Origin of the sequence: Nostoc sp. (genome assembly GCF_036917575.1) — a bacterium.
Classification (GTDB): Bacteria; Cyanobacteriota; Cyanobacteriia; order Cyanobacteriales; family Nostocaceae; genus Nostoc.
Map to the genome: position 1 here is coordinate 86,390 of NZ_JBALDC010000097.1, position 19,658 is coordinate 106,047.

Below are 19,658 nucleotides of genomic sequence, written 5' to 3' on the forward strand. Positions count from 1 at the left end.
TTATTTTTTATTCAACTGTTAAGCGGTATAAGAAATGAGGTAAACTTGCATGGATAATGTCACGCTCGTATTTAAACCCCAACTTTTCCATAACTCTTTGTGACGCTTTGTTAGTCGTTAGAGTAAAGCAAACTATCTCCGGTAACTTCAGTAGTTCAAAACCAATTTTTAATATTTCTTCACACATTTCTGTGGCTAAACCTTTACCCCAGAATTTAGCTATGAGAGCATAAGCTAATTCTACCTCATCCTTACCTTCTACATGAGTATTCCGAAGTCCAGCACGACCCACAAACTGATTATTAACTTTGTCTCGAAATACCCATAGTCCAAACCCGTAAAGCTGCCAATGATTCAAGTTATTTAAAATCAAAAGTCGTGTTTCTTCATCAGAACGAACACCACCTAAAGTTGCCATAACTTGTTTATTTTGATGCATCCGATAAAGTTCATTTAAATGTTTAGATTGCAGGTATTCTGCGAACATCCTCTGAGTTGTAAATATATCAATTAGCTGCATATTATTTTACTAAATCAATTGCTTATAAAAAGTCAACGACTGTTTAATATTGGTATAGCCAATTTTTTCATAAAATAAGTGTGCCTCTTTGCGTTTAATATTAGAACGTAACAGAACACTATCACATCCAGCCAGAGAAGCCCACTGTTCAATTTGCTGCATCAAACAACGTCCAATTCCACTATGACGATAATCTTTATCTACAACTAATCCCAAAATAATCGCTGGAGTTGGAATAACTATTGAGTCACAAATATGAGCGTGCGCCCAAGCTATTACATATTCATCTTCTAAAGTGGCAACATACACAATATGAGCATCGTTATTTTTAATTTTAGTAAAGCGCTGCTCGATTTGTTGATTAGTCACAGAATATTCAAGTTGTTCACAAAGACTAGTAATTCTCTCTACATCTTTAATCTCAGCTTGTTTAATTTTAAATTGCTCACTAATAGCGACTTGATTTGTCATAATTTCAAATTACAATTATTTAGTTATCCAACGTCGCACGTATAAAACGATAGCCTATATCAATCTCTGTCAAATTGTAAATATCACCATATTTTTTCGTCCATTCTCCACTACTTAAATCTGCTGCAAGTAACTGTAATCCTTGCTCTACCAAATCTTGATTTGCTAATGCAAAAGACGATATACTCGCACGTACCTCTGGTTGAAGATATAACTCTGGTCGTCTCCAAGCTGCTGCTGCAAATAAATCAGACAAGTCATGTGGTAACAAAAAAGGTATAGCTTCAACACGTCTTTTAGTATTACTGTGCATCAAGTTAGTTAGTTCGTTAAGTGGTAATAATCGTAAGGCATCCTCCCATAAAAATGGAAAATAATCATAAAGCCATATTTTCTGAGCTAATCTAATATCAAAAGTTAGCAAAACTATTGTTCCATCTTTAATAACTCGATGGATTTCTTGAAATGCTTTTTCGAGATTGGAAAAGTGATGAATTGTTAAGATACTCACAACACCATCAACAGACTTATCTGTGAGAGGTAAATTTTCTGCATGACCAGTAAACCACTTAACTTGTGAATATACTGCTTGTTTTTGCATCACTACAGAAGGTTCAATAGCATTAACAATAAATCCTTGGTTAGCTAAGGCTAGACTATAACCACCTGTACCAGCCCCAATATCAGCAATAACACTATCTTTTGGTAAATTGAGTAAATTAATTAATTGATTGACGATGCGTATATCAGGAATGCGAGTTTCGGAATATTGTTGACCAATTGAATTGTAAATAGACATATTTCTTATATAATCCCTCAAAATAATTTAAATAAACTATTTAAGCTTTAATTTTAAATGAAGAAAAAAAATTTATTATTTAACCAACTCTAGCAATTTTAAAAGTTTATTTATAATAAATTTTGGCTGCACTTCTTGTGATAAATTTTGATTTTTTCTGTTGTAATAGCAAAAATCCATATTGACTTGTGTTGCTCCTGCATAGTCATGATTGAGAGAATCTCCTACATAAAGGACTTGTGCTGGAGTTAAATCTAATTTAGATAATGCATGATTAAATATTTCAGGAGATGGTTTCGCAAAACCAATTGCTTCAGAAACTACAACTTCTTCAAAAAAATGATCGATTCCCGCAGCTTGCATTCTCGGTAGCTGCGCTGATACCAAACCGTTGCTAATCACAGCTAAACGATAACTGCGCGCGAGAACAGTTAATACTTCATATACATTAGGTTCCATGAAGCTTGAATGATTAAAAATCTGCCAAAAGATTTGCCCCAGGTGGCTAATTTTCTCTGTTTTTATATTTAACTCAGCCAGTGTACTTTCATAAGACATCTTAATTAACTCATTAGGAGTAAAGACATTTCTCTGTCTCCAATACTGGGAGCTATAAGTTTCATATACTTGCAGAAAATTAGTTTCAGTTATGCCATGTAAATCTAAGGATATTGCACAAGTTTCTAACGTTCCTAAAATAGCTTGACGTTCACATAGTTCAAAATTCAATAGGGTATTATCGAGATCAAAAATTATTGCTTCGTAATACATCTTTGTTTTACTACATTGTAATACATCTAATTAATTATGAGTAAGAATACTTAAATACTTTTTCACCGCATTAAACATTCCCATTTCTAAAGCATCTGATATTAAGGCATGACCAATTGAAACTTCTATTATGTTAGGAATTGAACAAAATTTTTCTAAATTTTGCAAATTTAAATCATGCCCTGCATTGACTCCTAAACCAATTTCCTGAGCCTTTTTTGCTGCTTGTTTATACTGGTGTAAAACTAACTCCACATCATTGTTACGAAAAGCTGTGGCGTAAGGTTCTGTATACAATTCAATGCGGTCTGCGCCAATTTCTTTAGCACGTTCAATTTCAGTTAAGTCGGGATCAATAAATAGGCTGACTCGGATTCCAATTTCTTTTAACTCTTGGATAATTGGTTTGAGCCAAAAGCCATTTGTAGCTAAATCCCATCCGTGGTCTGAGGTAAAAGCTTCAGGTGCATCAGGAACCAAAGTACACTGTGTTGGCTTTACTTCTCGGATGATCTCTAAAAATTGAAGTGATGGATTACCTTCTATATTGAACTCAAAAGTTAGCATTTTTGCCAATTCATAAATATCTTCAGGCTTAATATGTCGTTCATCTGGACGTGGGTGAACTGTAATTCCATGTGCGCCTGCTTGAATGCAAGTAGAAGCTGCTTTGATGACGTTTGGTATACCAAAACTGCGAGAATTTCTAAGTAAAGCAACTTTATTCAGATTAACACTGAGATTTGTCATCAGATTGAATATATTACCTCACAGTTACATCGTATAACTCTTTAACTGTATCTACTTCTACAATATAAGGATCTACAGGACGCTTAAACAAGATCATTTGTCCTGATTCATCTTTCTTTAAGTTGATATGACAGAACCATTCATCATCATTTTTTTCTGGATAATCTAAGCGGTAATGATAAAGTCCCCAACGAGTTTCTTGACGATATAATGAGGCTCTGGCTGCCATTTCTGCACAGTCGCGAATAAAATGTACTTCTATGCAACGCATTAATTCATGGGGGTCACGCGCACCCATTACATCTAATGTTTGTTGGTATTGAAGAAAATGTTTTAAACCAATCTCTATCTTGTTGCCTGATTTTGGTGGTTGCAAATAATCATTAACTAAGCGTCTTAATTTATATTCGACCTGGGTGTGAGGTACACCATTGTGGCGAGTTAAAGGTGCATAAATTCTAGCTTTCTCAGTTTCTAAAAAATCTGTATCTGGTTCTAGGAAATCCAAATCTTGAATATATTCAATGGCATGAGTTCCAGCTATGCGACCGAAAACAAATGCTCCAATCATATAATTATGGGGAACGCTGGCCATATCTCCGGCTGCATACAAACCGGAGACTGTTGTTTGAGCATTTTCATTTACCCATACACCAGAGGCACTATGACCGCTACATAAGCCAATTTCGGAAATATGCATCTCTACGCCGTGAGTGCGGTAATCCTCTTTTCTGCCTTGATGAAAGCGTTCTCTACTTGGTCGTTCATTCGCCCAAAGTATGGATTCAATTTCAGCAATTGTATCTTCATCAAGGTGAGTCATTTTGAGTTGGACTGGCCCTTTACCAGAATTTAATTCTTTCCAGATTTCCAACATCATTTGACCACTCCAATAGTCACAACTAATGAAGCGATTTCCTTCTGCGTTAGCTGTATGAGCGCCAAAAGGCCCAGCAACATAAGCACAAGCTGGGCCGTTATAATCTTTGATTAAAGGATTAATTTGAAAGCATTCAATATTGCTAAGTTCTGCACCTGCATGATAAGCCATTGAATAGCCATCCCCGGCATTGGTAGGATTTTCATAAGTGCCGTAGAGATAGCCAGAAGCTGGTAATCCTAGTCTGCCACAAGCACCTGTACAGAGGATGACGGCTTTGGCTTGAATGACTATATAATCGCCGTTTCTCACATCAAATCCCACTGCACCAATAGCACGTCCTTCTTTGACTAATACGCGTGTTGCCATGACGCGATTTGTAACTTTGACTTTGTGGCGTTTAACTTGGCGGGTGAGAATGGTTTTCAGGTCTTTGCCTTCTGGCATGGGTAAAACATATTTACCTACACGATGCACTTGTTTTAAGTCATAGTTGCCTTGGGCATCTTTTTGAAATTTTACACCCCAGCTTTCTAATTCTTGGATAACCTCGTAACCTAATTTACCTGTTTGATAAACGGCTTTTTGGTTGAGAATGCCATCGTTAGCCAGGGTGACTTCGCGTACATATTGTTCTGGTGTGGAATGACCGGGAATGATTGCGGTATTCACTCCGTCCATACCCATTGCGATCGCACCACTCCGTCGGATGTTAGCCTTTTCTAAAATCAGTACCTCTGCATCAGGATTTGCTTGTTTGGCTTTAATTCCAGCCATTGTCCCGGCTGTACCGCCACCAATCACAAGCACATCTGTTTTCATCCATTGGGTGTTGATATTCATAAGCTTTTGGGAGTAGGGAATAGAGAAGATAAGGAGGATGAGAAAGATAGAACTTTGTAAATTACAAATTGAATTTTCAGATCCTCTAATTACAATTTTTTTCTCATCCGAATAGATGGCATTTTTCGACCAGAACGTAGGGTATGTTCTTCAAAATCTTCATTCATATTCTTCTACCTTCTATTGATTGCCTTTCCAAACGATTTCACTAATATTGATAGATTTCGGTATCAGCTTGATTTTGTAAAAGGTATCGGCAATCTCTTGCTGTTTGCGAATCACTTCCTCTGTTAGCGGTAGTACGCCATAGTCTCGTCGTTTTTCGGCAACTTCCAGCACCCCAACATCAATACCCAATTGTGGTGAGAGAAATTTAGCAACTTCTGTGGGATTATTTTTTGCCCAGTTGTTTCTTTTTTTTACTTCATCAAGCACTGTTTTCAAAGCATCAGGATACTTATCAACAAAAGATTTAGCAGCCAAATAGTAACCGCGATTGGGTGCTAACCCAGTTGCATCAGTTAGAGTGCGTGCGCCTGTAGCAGCTTGCGCCGCCGATAAGTAAGGGTCCCAAATTGCCCAAGCATCAACATTATTACCCTCAAAAGCCGCACGGGCATCAGGAGGCTGGAGAAAAGCAGGTTTAATATCCTTATAATCTACTTTTCCCTTTTCTAAGGCTTTTACCAATAAGTAGTTAGTATTTGAACCTTTAGCAACACCAATTCGTTTACCCTTAAGGTCTGCAAGAGTTTGAATAGATGAACTTTTCGGCACAAGAATTGCTTCTGCTTTGGGACCCCAAGGATCGTAAGCAACATAAACCAAGGGATTACCCGCAGCCTGGGCAAAGATTGGGGGAGATTCACCAGTGTAGCCAAAATCAATACTCCTTGCGTTCATTGCTTCTAACATTGGCGGCCCAGAAGGAAATTCAGCCCATGTCACCGAAGCGCCACTAGCAGTAAAAGCTTTCTCCAAATCTTTTTGCACTCTCATGGTGTTGAGAATAGTTGCTGCTTTTTGATAGCCAATCCGAACCACAACATTTTGATTTGTCGCACTTTGATTTGCTGTCTGCGTTGGGGCAGAATTACTTGTGTTGTTGGAACACGCAGATATCACAAGAGTCAAACTTAACCCGCAGGCAAAGAATGAGGTAAATATACCAATTCTAGATATTTTATAATTTTGAAGAAAGCTGCTGGCAATCTTCATCAGTCGATTCGGTAAATACTTAGTCAACATACATTTAGTCTACAATTAAATTGTATACTACGCTAATTTTAGCTATTTACCGTACTTTATTTATAAAATATTCACATAGACAATCTATAAATGCAAGATTAAAATAAGTATATCTACGGACAAAATACTGAATCTGACCCAAAAATAAGCGAGTCTTCTCAGCATTAACCGAATCATTGCAACTTGTACAAATGCCAATTATTACTATCATACTCAACGATCGCTTACCGACCCTTGAAAGCTTCCTTATTCCCCATGCTGCCCCAACACTCGTATGATCGAGATATCAGCAAAACATCACAGCCAGATTTTTACCGGAAAACATGGGCAGTATTTGGGAAATTGATTTTTACTCTCGTCCGATTTTGGACGCTAATCAAAAAAAAGTTTGGGAAGTCTTAGTCTGCGAAAGCCCCTTGGATATAGGCGCAAAAGCAGATTCTTTGTTTCGTTTTGCTCAATATTGTCCCAGTACCCAGGTAAATTCGGGCTGGTTGCGGACAGCATTGCAGGAAGCTATTAACCAAGCTGGAAAAGCACCAATTAAAATCCGCTTTTTCCGCCGCCAAATGAACAATATGATTACTAAAGCCTGCCAAGATATAGGCATTCCCGCCCTGCCTAGCCGCCGCACTTTAGTTCTCAACCAATGGTTAGAACAGCGGATGCAAGAAGTGTATCCTCAAGAGGTAGGGTATCAAGGGGGAACAAATCCTTCAGTCCGCTTGGAGAAACCTTTGCCGCAACGCTTACCAGATGCTTTAGAAGGACAGCAGTGGGTATTTGTTACCTTAGATGCTGCGGATTTTGCTGATATGCCAGAGTGGGAAATTGGTTTTGGTGAAGCTTTCCCTTTAGAGTTGGCGAAAGTTTCACCCGAAACCCGTATTCCTGGTATTTTGATTTTCTCATCAAGAGCGTTGCCCTTGGCTGGTTGGATGTCTGGTTTGGAGTTGGCTTTCTTAAGATTTGACGCCAGCGAAGAGGCGAGATTGCTTTTAGAAACTGGTGTGACTGAAAGCTGGATTGTAGCAAATATCAAAAAACCTCAAATTTTAACAGAAGCTAAAGGTTTTGAAGCAGCCAAGCAAAAAGCTAATGGAGTACATTTTATCGGCATACAGTCCGATCCCAAAGCACAATCATTTGCTGGTTTTTGGCTGTTGCAAGAGGTCAATCTTTGAAAATGGGCTAGGGACTGGGGACTGGGGACTGGGGACTGGGGACTGGGGACTGGGGATTGGAGATTGGAGATTGGAGATTGGGGAGATAAGGAGAATAACCATGCCAAATGACTAATGACAAATGACAAGATCCGTTGAGACATGACAATGATTTGGGATAATTAACTGCGTCCATCAGTGTTGATCTGCGGTTCCAAATCGTAACTGTAAGGAAACACTGATGATTTTTGGATAGTTATCTGCGTTCATTACTGGAAAGTGCGTAGGCGTAGCCCGTCGTAAACATCGCACTTTCAACAGACAGCGTTGATATACGGTTCAAAATCCACAATTTACTAAGGGTCATGGGTTCTGAAAATTTGTCACAAGATACACTAGCCGAACAGTTGCTGGAACTAGCTATAAAATCTGGAGCAGAAGCTGCTGAAGTGTATCAGTCGCGATCGCTTTCTCGTCCCGTGTTTTTTGAGGCAAATCGGCTCAAACAGCTGGAAACTAACCAATCTGAAGGTACGGCACTACGGCTTTGGCGAAACGGGTGTCCGGGACTGACGGTGGCTTACGGTTCTGTCTTAGCCGAAGTAATGGTGGAAAAAGCTCTGGCTTTGAGTCAACTAAATCAACCGGAAACTGTCGAATTAGGCTGTAACTTTCAGCCTGACTACCCTGATTTAGGAGAAAGTTTACCGATAGAGGTTTTGGTGGACTGGGGCAAAGAAGCGATCGCACTCATCCGTGATGCCTATCCCGATGTTGTATGCAATGGTGATTGGGAATGTGATATTGAAACCACCAGACTAGTCAATACCAAAGGTTTAGATTGTCACTATACTGATACTACCCTCAGCTGCTATGTATCAGCAGAATGGGTGCGTGGTGATGATTTTTTAAGTGTTGCTGATGGTCAAACCAACCGGGGGGAACTCGACCCACAGAGATTAGCTCATCAAATTTTACAACGGTTAATTTGGGCCAGAGAAAATATCTCACCTCCTACTGGTCGCGTCCCGATTTTGTTCACTTCTAAAGCCGCTGATATGCTTTGGGGTACTGTGCAAGCTGCTTTGAATGGCAAGCGAGTTTTAGAAGCAGCTTCACCTTGGGCAGAACGTTTGGGTAAGGAAGTAGTTGCACCCAGTCTCACCATTTACCAAGATCCAGAAGCTGGCCCCTACAGTTGCCCTTTTGATGATGAAGGCACTCCAACTCAATCTCTAATATTTATCCAAAACGGGACTTTACAGCATTTTTATAGCGATCGCACTATCGGCTCCCAACTGGGTACTGACACCACTGGAAATGGTTTTCGCCCTGGTTTAGGTAGCTATCCTACCCCTGGTTTATTTAATTTTCTCATCCAGCCAGGTTCGGCATCGCTACCAGATTTAATTAAACAACTAGATGATGGCTTGATTGTGGATCAAATGTTAGGTGGTGGAGGCAGTATTACTGGTGATTTTTCAATTAACGTCGATTTAGGCTACCGCGTCCAAAATGGTCAAGTAATTGGGCGTGTTAAGGATACGATGGTTGCAGGTAATGTTTACACAGCCTTAAAGCAATTGGTTACACTAGGCAACGATGTTGATTGGAATGGCTCTTGTTATACTCCGTCTTTGATAGTAGAAGGGCTATCTACCACGGGAAGAAGCAATTAAATAATTCGTAATTCATAATTCGTAATTCGTAATTCGTAGTTGGAGACAGAAATTGTGTGGTAATTAATTATACGGCAAATTTTAAGGGAAGTACACAAATATTCGTTTCAAAGCCAGATATAAAGCCTGTTTTACTTCTATTAGCGCAGCACATTCTGAATTCTGCTGTATTTTGCCAATGACTTTTAAAACATCTTCTAAAGATTCCACTGAGCAGGTTTTAGTAAAGATTTGTAATAAAAAATCCCAAATATAAAATCAAAAATTGGTATAAATCAGCGTTTTCGCACCTGGTGGCAGCCTATAAGAGGTTTAGCGATCGCCTTTGCGGCCCAGATCATCCCTTACACTAATTGCATTTGATTCGGGAGCACCAGGGGAATTGTAACGCAATCAGATTTGTTAAAAATCCGCAAGAGTACATCGCCTCTGGTGCAGAAAGTACAGTGATTTTGGTTAGAGGTGCGATTCCAAAGTAAAAAACATAGATTTTAGTGATTTTTTAATGATAAAATACGCCAATAATCAGAGTAAAAATTATTGGTATTAAGATTGGAATAGCAACCAAAAGTCCCCACTTACCAAACTTAATTTCCTCACCTTCAGATTTTAGAAACGCAACCCAACCTACAACTCCCATCAAAACCCAAAGAAACCCAAAAGCAAGAAATATAACAAATATTGAATCTTCCATTTTTTAACAAATTTTCTTAAATTGTAACTACTTGTCACTAACTAACTTTGCTAAACTTGCACGAAACTGGCTAAAATCAAAAGCTTCAATAGTTTTTTGTTGTAAGTATTTTGGTTGGTAAATTACTCGATTAGAGCAATCGCCTTGCAGGATTTGAACTAGATTATCGGCAATTTCTTCAATGTTATCAGGATCGACCAAACATCCCAATTTACCGTCAGCCAAGGGATCTATAGAACCATCTTGATTACCCGCCAATATAGGTTTTCCACAAGCTAAAGCTTCTAGAAAAACAATCCCAAATCCTTCTTTTTTACTAGGTAAAGCAAAAACATCGCAGAGATTGTAATGATCGCACAATTCTTTATCTGGAACAAATCCTGTAATTGTCACACAATCTTGTAAATTTAAGTTGGTAATTAAAGCTTTAATTCGAGGTATATCATCTCCTTTCCCCACAAGAATGAAGTGAACATTAGAGAGATGCGATCGCACTTTAACTAAAGCATACAGGATTTGGTCATAACCCTTGTATTTTGCCATGCTTCCCAGCCGCGTTACTGTTAAAATTACAGGCTGTTCAGCTGTTAAATTATATCGCTTAAGTAAGTAGGTAGGTTTATAACTTATTCTAAACTTACTAGCATCAAATGTATTAGGTAAAATAACTATTTTATCGGAATCAATATTTATATCTTTAAGCAAGCGCTGACGAGTGTAATTACTAACACTAATAATTTTATCTGCTTTTTCTAAAGCGAATTTTGTTGCCTTTTTTTCGATCTCCCAAACTTCTAAACCATGAGCAACCACCCAGTAAGGAATTCCAGTGAAACATTTTAGAATATAACAAACAATTGCATAGTTAACATGAGTGGAAATTATTATAATGGGATTTTGAAAAATAGCTAAAATAATTATTTTCGTGATAAAAAAAATTGATTGTAATAATTTTGGTAAATCTCCAAAATAATGAAATCTTGTTGAACTTAAAAATTGCAATTTCTCTGGCTGGTTTAAACTATACCTATCATATTTTAGAAATACATCATAATCAGCTTCAGGATATATATCTTGTAAAGCTTTTAGCAAAAAAGTTGAGTAAACTTGAATACCTCCTTTGAAATCGAATATATTCGGAAAGATTAAGTAAAAATGAGGTTTAGCAGTCATACGTTTTTTGGCATTTTAAATAACTTCAGGTTTTAATTGCACGACAATATCTTTTTGATAATTGATAGCTGCTGCTATAAAATAAAACTCAATAGTTGTAAAAGTATAGTCTTCAGTAAAAAAATCTATAAGTTGAGACAATAAAAACAGAATAATCGGAACAGTAATTAATGGATTAGCATTTTTAACTTTAAATACTATTTTTTTTAAAAAATTAGTAAATAGTAATAATCCAGGAATTCCTTGTTCTGCTGACACATTTAAAAATATATTGTGTGCATGATAACCTTTTTTCCCCCAAACTTTCACTCCTATCTGATCTGGAAAAACCCCTATACCTATACCAGTAAGTGGTTTTTTAATAGTTTCATTAATAGCTGCCTGCCAGATTTGAAACCTTGATAAACCTGTTAATACAAGAGTATGAGGCTTTTTTTCGTTTGGATTTACTGAATTTGAGTTTTCTAAAAATATATTAATTAATGGGAATATTTTACTATCTGCCAAACCAAGTCTCCATGTAGAAACTGGTACAGTTAGAATGCATACAAACAACAAGCTTATGAGATAAATCATTTTTTTAAAACTAATAATTTTATATCTTAGTAAAAGAAACATACCAATTATAAAAATGACCCAACCATTTCCGCTGGCAGACAAAGCTAAGGAAATTATAAAAATTAATTCACTTATATTTAATTCAATTTTAGAGATTTTATGCTGTTTTTCTAAAATCAGACTTAAACATAATCCAATGGCGACTATAACCCCAAATTGATTAGGGTTTTGCATAATTGAACCAATCTCAGGATAAAAGCTAGGAAACTTTAATAATTTAAAAATCCAGTTATTGGGAAAGAAAACCTCTAAAAAACCAAAACCTGCAATTATCTGTAGTAAGTGCAATATGCAACGATAATAAAATGTTAAAGATGGTGTTCCTATCTTTTTAAAAGTTAATATTAAAAAAGCAAAAAATAGTATGTAATAAGTTGAGTATTTGAGACTATAAGTAATAGCAATATTTTGAAACCCGCTCATTAATGAGGACAGCCACATCCATAAATACATTAGACTTATAGATATCAAAATTATTTTCTGCTTTTTAACAACTTCTGGTATGTCTTTTAAAGAGAAACTAATGATTCCCAAGCTAAATACAGGAAGTAATAAATAATGAATACCAATATTTATTCCTGGAAATTTAACTCGCCCTAGAAGTGAAGAAAATAGGATAAGAAGGAAAAATATATTATTAATCATAACCTTTTATTTAGAGATATTTTTTTACAGGAGAAAAATGCATAAACCTACAAAAGTAGGTTTATAGATAGATTTTTATTTTTTTCAAGCTATAATCCTGAGCACGTAAAAAATATTATTATAATCCAGTCTTCGCCAATATCATCTTTTGAAGCTAGGATTAATCTCAGATTTTTGCACAGCTAAATATTCTGAGATAGAACCCGAAAAAGTTGCAATCTATCTCAACGAATGTACACTATCAGATATTTTTAATTAATCATCTGCCAAATTTTGAGAATGTTCTCCCCACTTCCACCACCAGCAATGGTTTGTCCATCTGGGCTAATGGCAACAGCATAAATATATCCAGAACCTGTTTCCAAAGTGCGGATTTCCTTTCCTGTGACTGGGTTCCAAAGTTTGATTGTCTTGTCACTACTGCCACTTACAAGGGTAATACCATTTGAACTTACGCTCGGTACAAAGGCAACAGAATTAACCTTATCATTATGTCCTTTCAAAGTGTGGATTAACTTTCCTGTTTTTAGATTCCACAATTTAACTGTCTTGTCTTTACTGCCACTGGCAAGGATGACGCCATCGGGAGCAAAAGCCACTGAAAGAATCGACTCTGCATTTCCCTTTAAGGTGCGGATTAACGTTCCTGTGCCCAGATTCCACAATTTAATTGTTTTATCCCAGCTACCACTGGCAAGGGTTTTACCATCAGGACTAAAAACGACAGATGCAACGCCATTAGTATGTCCCTCTAAGGTGCGGGTTAACTTTCCTGTCTCCCAATTCCACAATTTGATTTTCATATCCTTACTAGCACTGCCACTGGCAAGGGTTTTGCCATCAGGACTGAAAGCGACGGAAGTAACTCCGTCGCTATTTCCCTGTAAGGTGCGGATTAACTTTCCTGTCTCCAGATTCCACAGTTTGATTGTCTTATCTGCACTGCCACTAGCGAGGATTTTGCTATCAGGACTAAAAGCTATAGTCCAAATCCAATTAGAATGTCCTTCTAAAGTGCGGATTTCTTGTCCATCTGTCAGATTCCATAGCTTGATTGTCTTATCATCACTGGCACTGCCAAGGATTCTACCATCAGGACTGAAAGCTACAGAATTCACGTCACTAGAATGTCCCTTGAAGGGTTTGGGTAGATAAGAATTTTCTGAGACGTTTTTTTGGGGCTGAATAGGCTGAGAAATAGGTTCAGGAAGCTCGCTGACTGTATGGGGACGAGACTGAAAATACCAAACTCCCCCTAATCCCAAGACCAAAATGCTAGAACCTAACAGCAGTTGACTTTTCAGATTGTTATTTGATTTTGGTGAAACCGGCCCCTTGTTTGCTGGGGTAGCTGCAAATGTTGGTGTAAGTATAGTTGGGGGCACTGATGACAATGGTGGTAGTTGAGGTGTCAAGTCAGTGATGACTTCATCAGCTGATTGATAACGCTTTTGGATGTCTAGTTGCAACAGCTTATCCAAAACTTCACCCAACTCTATAGATATAGAAATCCCTTCCCTAGCTGGACTGGTTAAATGTTGCCGCCAAGATGCAACCCAACCATAACCCTGGTATATCCACAGTTGAGATGGGCGAACTCCAGTCAGAAGATGAAAACAAGTAGCCCCCAAACTGAATAAATCACTGGCAGGGTAAGCTTTTCCATCTTGCATCTGTTCAAGTGCAGTATATCCGTGTGAGCCAATAACAGTGCCCATTCTAGTCTGCACTGCTGCTGTCAACAGCTTAGAAGCTCCAAAATCAATTAGGATTAATCGTCCGTCACTTTGACGGCGAATAATATTCTGTGGCTTAATATCCCGATGAATTACTCCCCGCACATGGATAAACTTCAGTATCGGCAGTAAATCTAACAAAAGTTGGCGAATTTCTGTTTCGTTATAGTTTGCCCGCGTTTCCGATTCTTTGAGTAAGTTTTGCCCATTGATAAACTGCTGCACCAAAAAGAGATAGCTATTTTGCTCAAAATAAGCTAATAAAGTTGGAATTTGCGGATGTTCTGCTAGTTCTTGAAGTCGGCTCGCTTCTTGTTTAAATAATTCAACGGCCTTTGTTAGTGGCCCAGTTCCCTGAAGTTTTGGCGCGAATTGCTTAACAACACAGCATTCATTCAGTTTGTGTACATCTTTTGCCAGATAAGTTCTACCAAATCCACCTTCGTCTGATAAAACCTGAGTGGGACGATAGCGACCTCCTAGCAGGGGTATCAATTCCGCTCTACAACTGTGACAATAGTTGTTTTTATCAGGATTTAAGGGTTTTTGGCAATCGGGATTCACACAACAGAGCATACTGGGAATCCATTTCAATTGGGGTATATATTCATCTTAAGTCATACAGTATAATCTCTGTTGTTAGTAAATATCACTGAGACACTATATAAATCACCAATTTCCTTACCTTATCAGGTATTGAATAATTTAGATAATTTGCAAAAAATTGTGTTTGAGCGATGCCTTTTGACAAATTGATGGGCGTCAGGTCTGCTTGTGTATTACATCATTGTAAGCAATTTAGTCAGGTTTACAAAAATACGTGGGCAAAATATCCGAAAAGCAGCAATTTAAGTTTGTAGCTCAGTATATACCTACGAAATTGAGATTTCCTCTATTAGTCTGAATTGAAAATATAATTTTTCTGATTTAATTGTGGTAACCATTTGCATATGTAGTATACACAAATTCATCTGATTACAGGCGATGCCTTTAGCGAGCCACTAAGGTATATACGCCAAATTTCCCTTTCCGTTTAAATGACTGCTGCGGTTAAAACAGCAATTGGTATTAATTTTGTATTTCAGGAATAGACAAAATTAGGAGCGTGATTATGCTATTAGAAAACAAAAACTATCATTACAAATTAAGCCATCTTCTAGTTTTTTGTGTGAGTAGTAGTTTGTTAATTACAAGTAATGTGCTGCCTATAAGTGCTTTGGTAAAATCTCAAATTTCTCAAGAATTTATAATTGCTAAATCACCAGATGAGAGACAACCAGAAGCAGTAAAAAAAGGAATTGAGCAAATTCCTGCTTCTGAGGCATCAATATCTCCAAGACGGAAAACGCCTATTGAGTCACCAATACAGCAGACTCCTCGTGTATCGTCTCACAGGGAAAATTCTCAACGAACTTCTAGCGTTTCAGATGATAGCTCTACGTCTAGACGATCTAGAAGTAGGACTTATAACTCAAATTCTAATCGTTCCAATGGCGGTGGCTCTGCATCTAGATCGTCGTCTAGAGCTAGAATTGCTAACTCAAATGCCAATCGTTCTAATGGTGGCTCAGGGAGAGTTCGCAAGCCAAGTTCTAATGTCGCTACTAGGAACCAAACTCTCGATAATTCAGCGCTTTCTTCGTCTGCAACACCAACTTACAAAGAAATTAACTTTGTAGATGTCGCATTAGGTATTTTGAGTAAGAATGACTTTCAATCTGAAGGTAGATATTTTCATTTCTATGAGTTTCAGGGTAGAGAAAATCAATTAGTGCAAATTAGACTGATTGGTAGTAATGATACACGCAGATCCAATAACCTGAGTTTAAAACCCTTGTTGTTTCTGCACGATCCTGATAACAATATTATCGTTAAAAAAGGCGCTTTAGATAAAAACAGTGGTGGCGATGATGCATTCATTTTTGCGCGACTACCTAAGAATGGCACTTACAAGATTGCAGTTACTAGTCAAGATCCTGCAGATACAGGTCGCTATAGCTTGGCTCTCAGAAATGACAGAGCTAGCTATACTTTAGATGAATCAGGTCAACTGACTGCCAAAAGCTCAACCCTGAAACAAAATGGAGGCGCTTATAATGTTTCTAATTTTCAAGGTAAAAAAAATCAGCTTATAAGTATTCGTGTAGATAGCGTTGATGAAGAGTTTTCTCCTTACGTAGCTTTGCTAAATTCTAAAGGAGAGACGATCGCTATTGATAAAGACAAAGATAAAAGTGGTGTTTACAGTGCTTTAATCGACCGAGCTAGGTTGCCTGAAGATGATACATACTATATAGTTGTTACTTCCAAAAATCCACAGGAACGTGGTAAATATAGATTGACTATTTTCTGAAGTAATTACCGATTCTGGTGTCGAGACTATTATACAAGTGGACATAGCTTGGAATGTTTTCTTTACTTATACCAATTTGAAAAAAGAATACAACAGATACATACGGACATACCTTTGTTCTGCTTGGCTTTCTTAATGTATGAATTTTGGATTTGGAATTGGTATTACTGTAATAGTCTCACCAGATTTTGCAATTAAACATCTACCTCAAAGGAGATCGACAAAGTAGCAACATCAGTGGTGTAAACTTCTGCTGTTTGAGTACTACCACCGCGTTCGCCCTTGGCGTTGGTAAAGCCATCGCTTCTCACGTCATCAAGGAAATCACTGATAAAATCAAGTGGTGATTTTGTCTGCGATCTATTTAGTTGTAATGGTTGTTCACCTTGATTATTTAGTTCTGCGGCTTCTTCATCGCGTTGCGCTGCGGCAATTACTACTCCTTTTGCTACTCCCTGACAGCATTGTTGGTTGAACCTGCAAATTGTAAGAAATAACGGCGAGAAATCATACTTTTCTGTACCTTTTACAATAAAGTACTTATGTAAAAATCCTCTAGTCTATTAAATTAGTGAACAGTAAACAGTTATCAGACGTATAGTGGGAGATTTAAACCTGCCACCAACGTCTACCACCAATTGGTGGAGAGATTGTTACCTTCTTATTTAACGTGAGTTTGACAGAACTAAAAAATGGCAGGAGGTAGTGCAGGTAAATCTTTTGAGTAAATGTCAATTGACGGTTTTTTGGACAAAATCAACTGCGGATTTATAAGCTGCACCCATCAAGGTTATCAAAATAAAACTTATTCTTGTATATAACAGCAAGTCTAGCGATTTACAGTATATTAAGGTATAATTCTTCTCTCAATCAGTGTCCCCGATTAATTTATGAACACTGTCTACATTTGTGATTTAGACGGTACATTGCTTGGAGATAATGCAATTCTTTCTTCATTCAGCAAGAAAGTACTTCACAAACTCTTGCATCAAGGACTACAGTTTACTGTAGCCAGTGCGCGCAGCGTCGTTTCTATGCAAGTGATACTGAAGGGTTTGAATTTTCGTCTCCCGGTTATCGAATTTAATGGTGCTTTTATTTCTGATTTAGATTCTGGCAAACACGAAATTATTAATTCTATTTGTCCTGATGTGGTTGAAAGTATCTACAAACTTATCCTGGAGTTCGGCTGTGTTCCGTTTGTATCTAGTTTTAATGGCATGGAAGATTGCGCTTACTATAAGGATGTAATCAACGATGGTATGCGTTGGCATCTTAACGATCGCCTAACAAGCAAAGACCGCAGATGGCGAGCAATTGAAGATTTGACGCATTCTTTTGGCGATCGAGTTGTTTGTCTAACAGTGATTGGTCACGCACAGCAACTGCTCGAACTTCAAGGTGCGATTATTGAAATACACGGAACTAGTGTAGAGACACACTTGATTGAGAACCAATACTCTCCAGGTTGGTACTGGTTAACAATTCATGACTACAAAGCTACGAAAGACCAAGCTATTCGGACTTTGGTAGAAAATTATGGGTTAGAGGAAAGTGAGATTGTGGTCTTTGGAGATCAAATTAATGATATCAAAATGTTCAAAATTGCCGCTCGTGCCATTGCAGTTGCTAACGCAGATGCTGAACTTAAGCGTTACGCAACATTAGTAATTGGCTCAAACACGGAAGATAGCGTCGTTAAATACATTCATCAGGATTGGATTGGTCAAACAGACGCGCTCTGAAGTTGCATTTTAATATCTGCTAGCACTCTAGTAATTAAAATTGCTTGGTTTCGTTCGGGAGTTATTAAATGACTGGGATAATATTTGATCTCGATGGAACTCTTTGGAATATATCAAGTATATGTGCATCTGCGTGGAATCAAGCAATTAATATTGCTAATATTCAGAGAACTCTTATTACTGAGGATGATATTTCTAGGGTAAGTGGTCTGCCTTTTATAGACTGTGTAAAAAATATTTTTCCCGAATTAGCAGAGGAAAGTATTTATAAAATTTCTCTTTTAATAGAAGACTGTGAAAAGCAAGAGATAAAAACTAGAGGTGGAACTTTATATAAGGGAGTTTCGGAATATTTAGATACTTTATCTGCTCAGTTTCCCTTGTTTATAGTTAGCAATTGTGAGTATTGGTACTTACAGGCATTTCTTTCGATGCATTTAAACAGTAATAATACAAGCAAGACTTTTGGGGATATATTTATAGACTCAGAATGTTTTGGCAGAACTCAAAAGCCTAAAGCTGAAAATATCATCGCAATCTGTCAGCGCAATAGCTTGAAAAATGCAATATATATTGGAGATACAGAAAGTGATAGATTAGCAGCAATAAAAGCAGAAGTTGATTTTATTCACGTTACCTATGGATTCGGTTATGTAGAATCAGAAAATGTCAATAGAGTAGCTTCTTTTAGTGAAGTTGTAGATATGCTATTAAATATCATTAATCTCCCCTCGTTAGCTAAGGAAAATATTACAGGTAGGAACTGAACTACAGTATTTTATTGCAAGAAGATTGTGCAAAATTAATAAGATAATTATGATTAGTACAATTTTTTGTGTCTTTAATAATCAACAAACATCAAGAGCGCAGCTATCTTATCTGTTTTTAGTTACCGAAGATGTGTTTATGGTTAAACTACTACAAGGTTATCAGGTAAAATATCGAGGAAAAATTATTTATCCGCCAGCTTTTTATAAGGTTTAAATATCCAAGAATATGGACGATAAATTTATGCTAGCTGCTTTAGCTCAAAGCAGAAAAGCTTTACCAGAATGCTTACCTAACCCACCAGTAGGTTGTGTAATCGTCCATTCTGGCAAGATAGTAGCAGCAGGATATACGCGTTCCCCTGGAAAACATCATGCTGAGGCTGATGCACTAACCCACATTCAAGGTCAAGATTTGCACTGTTTGCAAATGTACATTACTCTTGAACCTTGTTCTTTTCAGGGACGCACACCCTCTTGTGCTTTGGCGATCGCTAAAGATCCACGTATTCAGCAAATATATGTCTCGATAGTTGATCCAGATCCTCGCAATAACGGTAAAGGATTAGATATTCTCAAAAAAGCAGGAAAAACAGTTCATGTCGGGTTATATGCCGATGAAGTAAATGCTTTTCTTCAACAATACGTTTCTTTAACTGATAGATGATTTGGATAACTCCGGTGTACCGGGTGCGATCGCCCTAAATAATCAGGACTTACGCAACTGTCACAAGCGACGGTGCGGCTGCGCCGTACCGAGCGCCAAACAACTAGACAATAAACATGGGAACATTCGGGCATTT

General features: G+C 37.5%; 18 protein-coding genes. 7 read left to right on the forward strand and 11 right to left on the reverse strand.

Annotated features, from left to right (window positions below):
• Window positions 1–7 precede the first annotated feature (7 nt).
• The 7 genes from V7K79_RS27895 to V7K79_RS27925 all read right to left on the reverse strand — a co-directional run bounded on the left by V7K79_RS27895 (window position 8) and on the right by V7K79_RS27925 (window position 6,282).
• The gene (locus tag V7K79_RS27895) at window positions 8–520 is read right to left on the reverse strand and encodes a GNAT family N-acetyltransferase (protein ID WP_335052481.1); all 513 of its coding nucleotides are present in this window, start codon (window positions 518–520) and stop codon (window positions 8–10) included.
• Between the two features lie 9 nt (window positions 521–529).
• Window positions 530–991, reverse strand: coding sequence for a GNAT family N-acetyltransferase (locus tag V7K79_RS27900; protein WP_335052483.1), 462 nt, complete (start codon window positions 989–991; stop codon window positions 530–532).
• Between the two features lie 19 nt (window positions 992–1,010).
• Complete coding sequence (locus V7K79_RS27905; RefSeq protein WP_335052484.1) at window positions 1,011–1,790, reverse strand: class I SAM-dependent methyltransferase; 780 nt, start codon at window positions 1,788–1,790, stop codon at window positions 1,011–1,013.
• A 75-nt stretch (window positions 1,791–1,865) separates the two neighbouring features.
• Window positions 1,866–2,561: an HAD family hydrolase gene (locus V7K79_RS27910; protein WP_335052486.1), complete on the reverse strand. Its 696-nt coding sequence runs from the start codon at window positions 2,559–2,561 to the stop codon at window positions 1,866–1,868.
• A 30-nt stretch (window positions 2,562–2,591) separates the two neighbouring features.
• Complete coding sequence (locus V7K79_RS27915; protein WP_335052488.1) at window positions 2,592–3,311, reverse strand: pyridoxine 5'-phosphate synthase; 720 nt, start codon at window positions 3,309–3,311, stop codon at window positions 2,592–2,594.
• A 13-nt stretch (window positions 3,312–3,324) separates the two neighbouring features.
• Entirely contained in the window at window positions 3,325–5,034 is a 1,710-nt protein-coding gene (locus V7K79_RS27920; protein WP_335052490.1) for a fumarate reductase/succinate dehydrogenase flavoprotein subunit, read from the reverse strand.
• 180 nt (window positions 5,035–5,214) lie between these two features.
• Window positions 5,215–6,282 carry a sulfonate ABC transporter substrate-binding protein gene (locus V7K79_RS27925; protein ID WP_335052492.1) on the reverse strand — a complete coding sequence of 356 codons (1,068 nt, stop codon included), beginning with the start codon at window positions 6,280–6,282 and terminating at the stop codon, window positions 5,215–5,217.
• A 323-nt stretch (window positions 6,283–6,605) separates the two neighbouring features.
• On the opposite strand from V7K79_RS27925, the gene V7K79_RS27930 reads away from it, so the two are divergent.
• Both V7K79_RS27930 and V7K79_RS27935 read left to right on the forward strand, forming a co-directional pair.
• The gene (locus V7K79_RS27930; protein ID WP_335052494.1) at window positions 6,606–7,466 is read left to right on the forward strand and encodes a Tab2/Atab2 family RNA-binding protein; all 861 of its coding nucleotides are present in this window, start codon (window positions 6,606–6,608) and stop codon (window positions 7,464–7,466) included.
• Window positions 7,467–7,810: 344 nt separating this feature from the next.
• Window positions 7,811–9,124 (forward strand): TldD/PmbA family protein, encoded by a 1,314-nt coding sequence (locus V7K79_RS27935; protein WP_335052496.1) that lies wholly within the window; start codon window positions 7,811–7,813, stop codon window positions 9,122–9,124.
• Window positions 9,125–9,626: 502 nt separating this feature from the next.
• Here the strand turns inward: V7K79_RS27935 and V7K79_RS27940 are convergent.
• The 4 genes from V7K79_RS27940 to V7K79_RS27955 all read right to left on the reverse strand — a co-directional run bounded on the left by V7K79_RS27940 (window position 9,627) and on the right by V7K79_RS27955 (window position 14,566).
• Window positions 9,627–9,818, reverse strand: a complete 192-nt coding sequence (locus V7K79_RS27940) for a hypothetical protein (protein ID WP_335052498.1) — start codon at window positions 9,816–9,818, stop codon at window positions 9,627–9,629.
• 27 nt (window positions 9,819–9,845) lie between these two features.
• On the reverse strand, window positions 9,846–10,991 hold the full coding sequence (locus V7K79_RS27945; RefSeq protein WP_335052500.1) for a glycosyltransferase family 4 protein: 1,146 nt from the start codon (window positions 10,989–10,991) through the stop codon (window positions 9,846–9,848).
• A gap of 15 nt (window positions 10,992–11,006) precedes the next feature.
• Entirely contained in the window at window positions 11,007–12,254 is a 1,248-nt protein-coding gene (locus tag V7K79_RS27950; protein WP_335052502.1) for an O-antigen ligase family protein, read from the reverse strand.
• Window positions 12,255–12,505: 251 nt separating this feature from the next.
• A complete protein-coding gene (locus tag V7K79_RS27955; RefSeq protein ID WP_335052504.1) occupies window positions 12,506–14,566 on the reverse strand; it encodes a serine/threonine-protein kinase in 2,061 nt (686 codons plus the stop codon).
• A 535-nt stretch (window positions 14,567–15,101) separates the two neighbouring features.
• Here V7K79_RS27955 and V7K79_RS27960 point away from each other — a divergent pair.
• The 5 genes from V7K79_RS27960 to V7K79_RS27980 all read left to right on the forward strand — a co-directional run bounded on the left by V7K79_RS27960 (window position 15,102) and on the right by V7K79_RS27980 (window position 19,522).
• Window positions 15,102–16,343, forward strand: coding sequence for a peptidase (locus V7K79_RS27960; RefSeq protein ID WP_335052506.1), 1,242 nt, complete (start codon window positions 15,102–15,104; stop codon window positions 16,341–16,343).
• Window positions 16,344–17,233: 890 nt separating this feature from the next.
• Complete coding sequence (locus V7K79_RS27965) at window positions 17,234–18,088, forward strand: HAD family hydrolase (RefSeq protein ID WP_335052508.1); 855 nt, start codon at window positions 17,234–17,236, stop codon at window positions 18,086–18,088.
• A 68-nt stretch (window positions 18,089–18,156) separates the two neighbouring features.
• Window positions 18,157–18,855 carry an HAD family hydrolase gene (locus V7K79_RS27970; RefSeq protein WP_335052510.1) on the forward strand — a complete coding sequence of 233 codons (699 nt, stop codon included), beginning with the start codon at window positions 18,157–18,159 and terminating at the stop codon, window positions 18,853–18,855.
• A 49-nt stretch (window positions 18,856–18,904) separates the two neighbouring features.
• Window positions 18,905–19,072 (forward strand): hypothetical protein, encoded by a 168-nt coding sequence (locus V7K79_RS27975; protein WP_335052512.1) that lies wholly within the window; start codon window positions 18,905–18,907, stop codon window positions 19,070–19,072.
• A 12-nt stretch (window positions 19,073–19,084) separates the two neighbouring features.
• Entirely contained in the window at window positions 19,085–19,522 is a 438-nt protein-coding gene (locus V7K79_RS27980; protein WP_335052514.1) for a bifunctional diaminohydroxyphosphoribosylaminopyrimidine deaminase/5-amino-6-(5-phosphoribosylamino)uracil reductase RibD, read from the forward strand.
• Window positions 19,523–19,658: the final 136 nt, after the last annotated feature.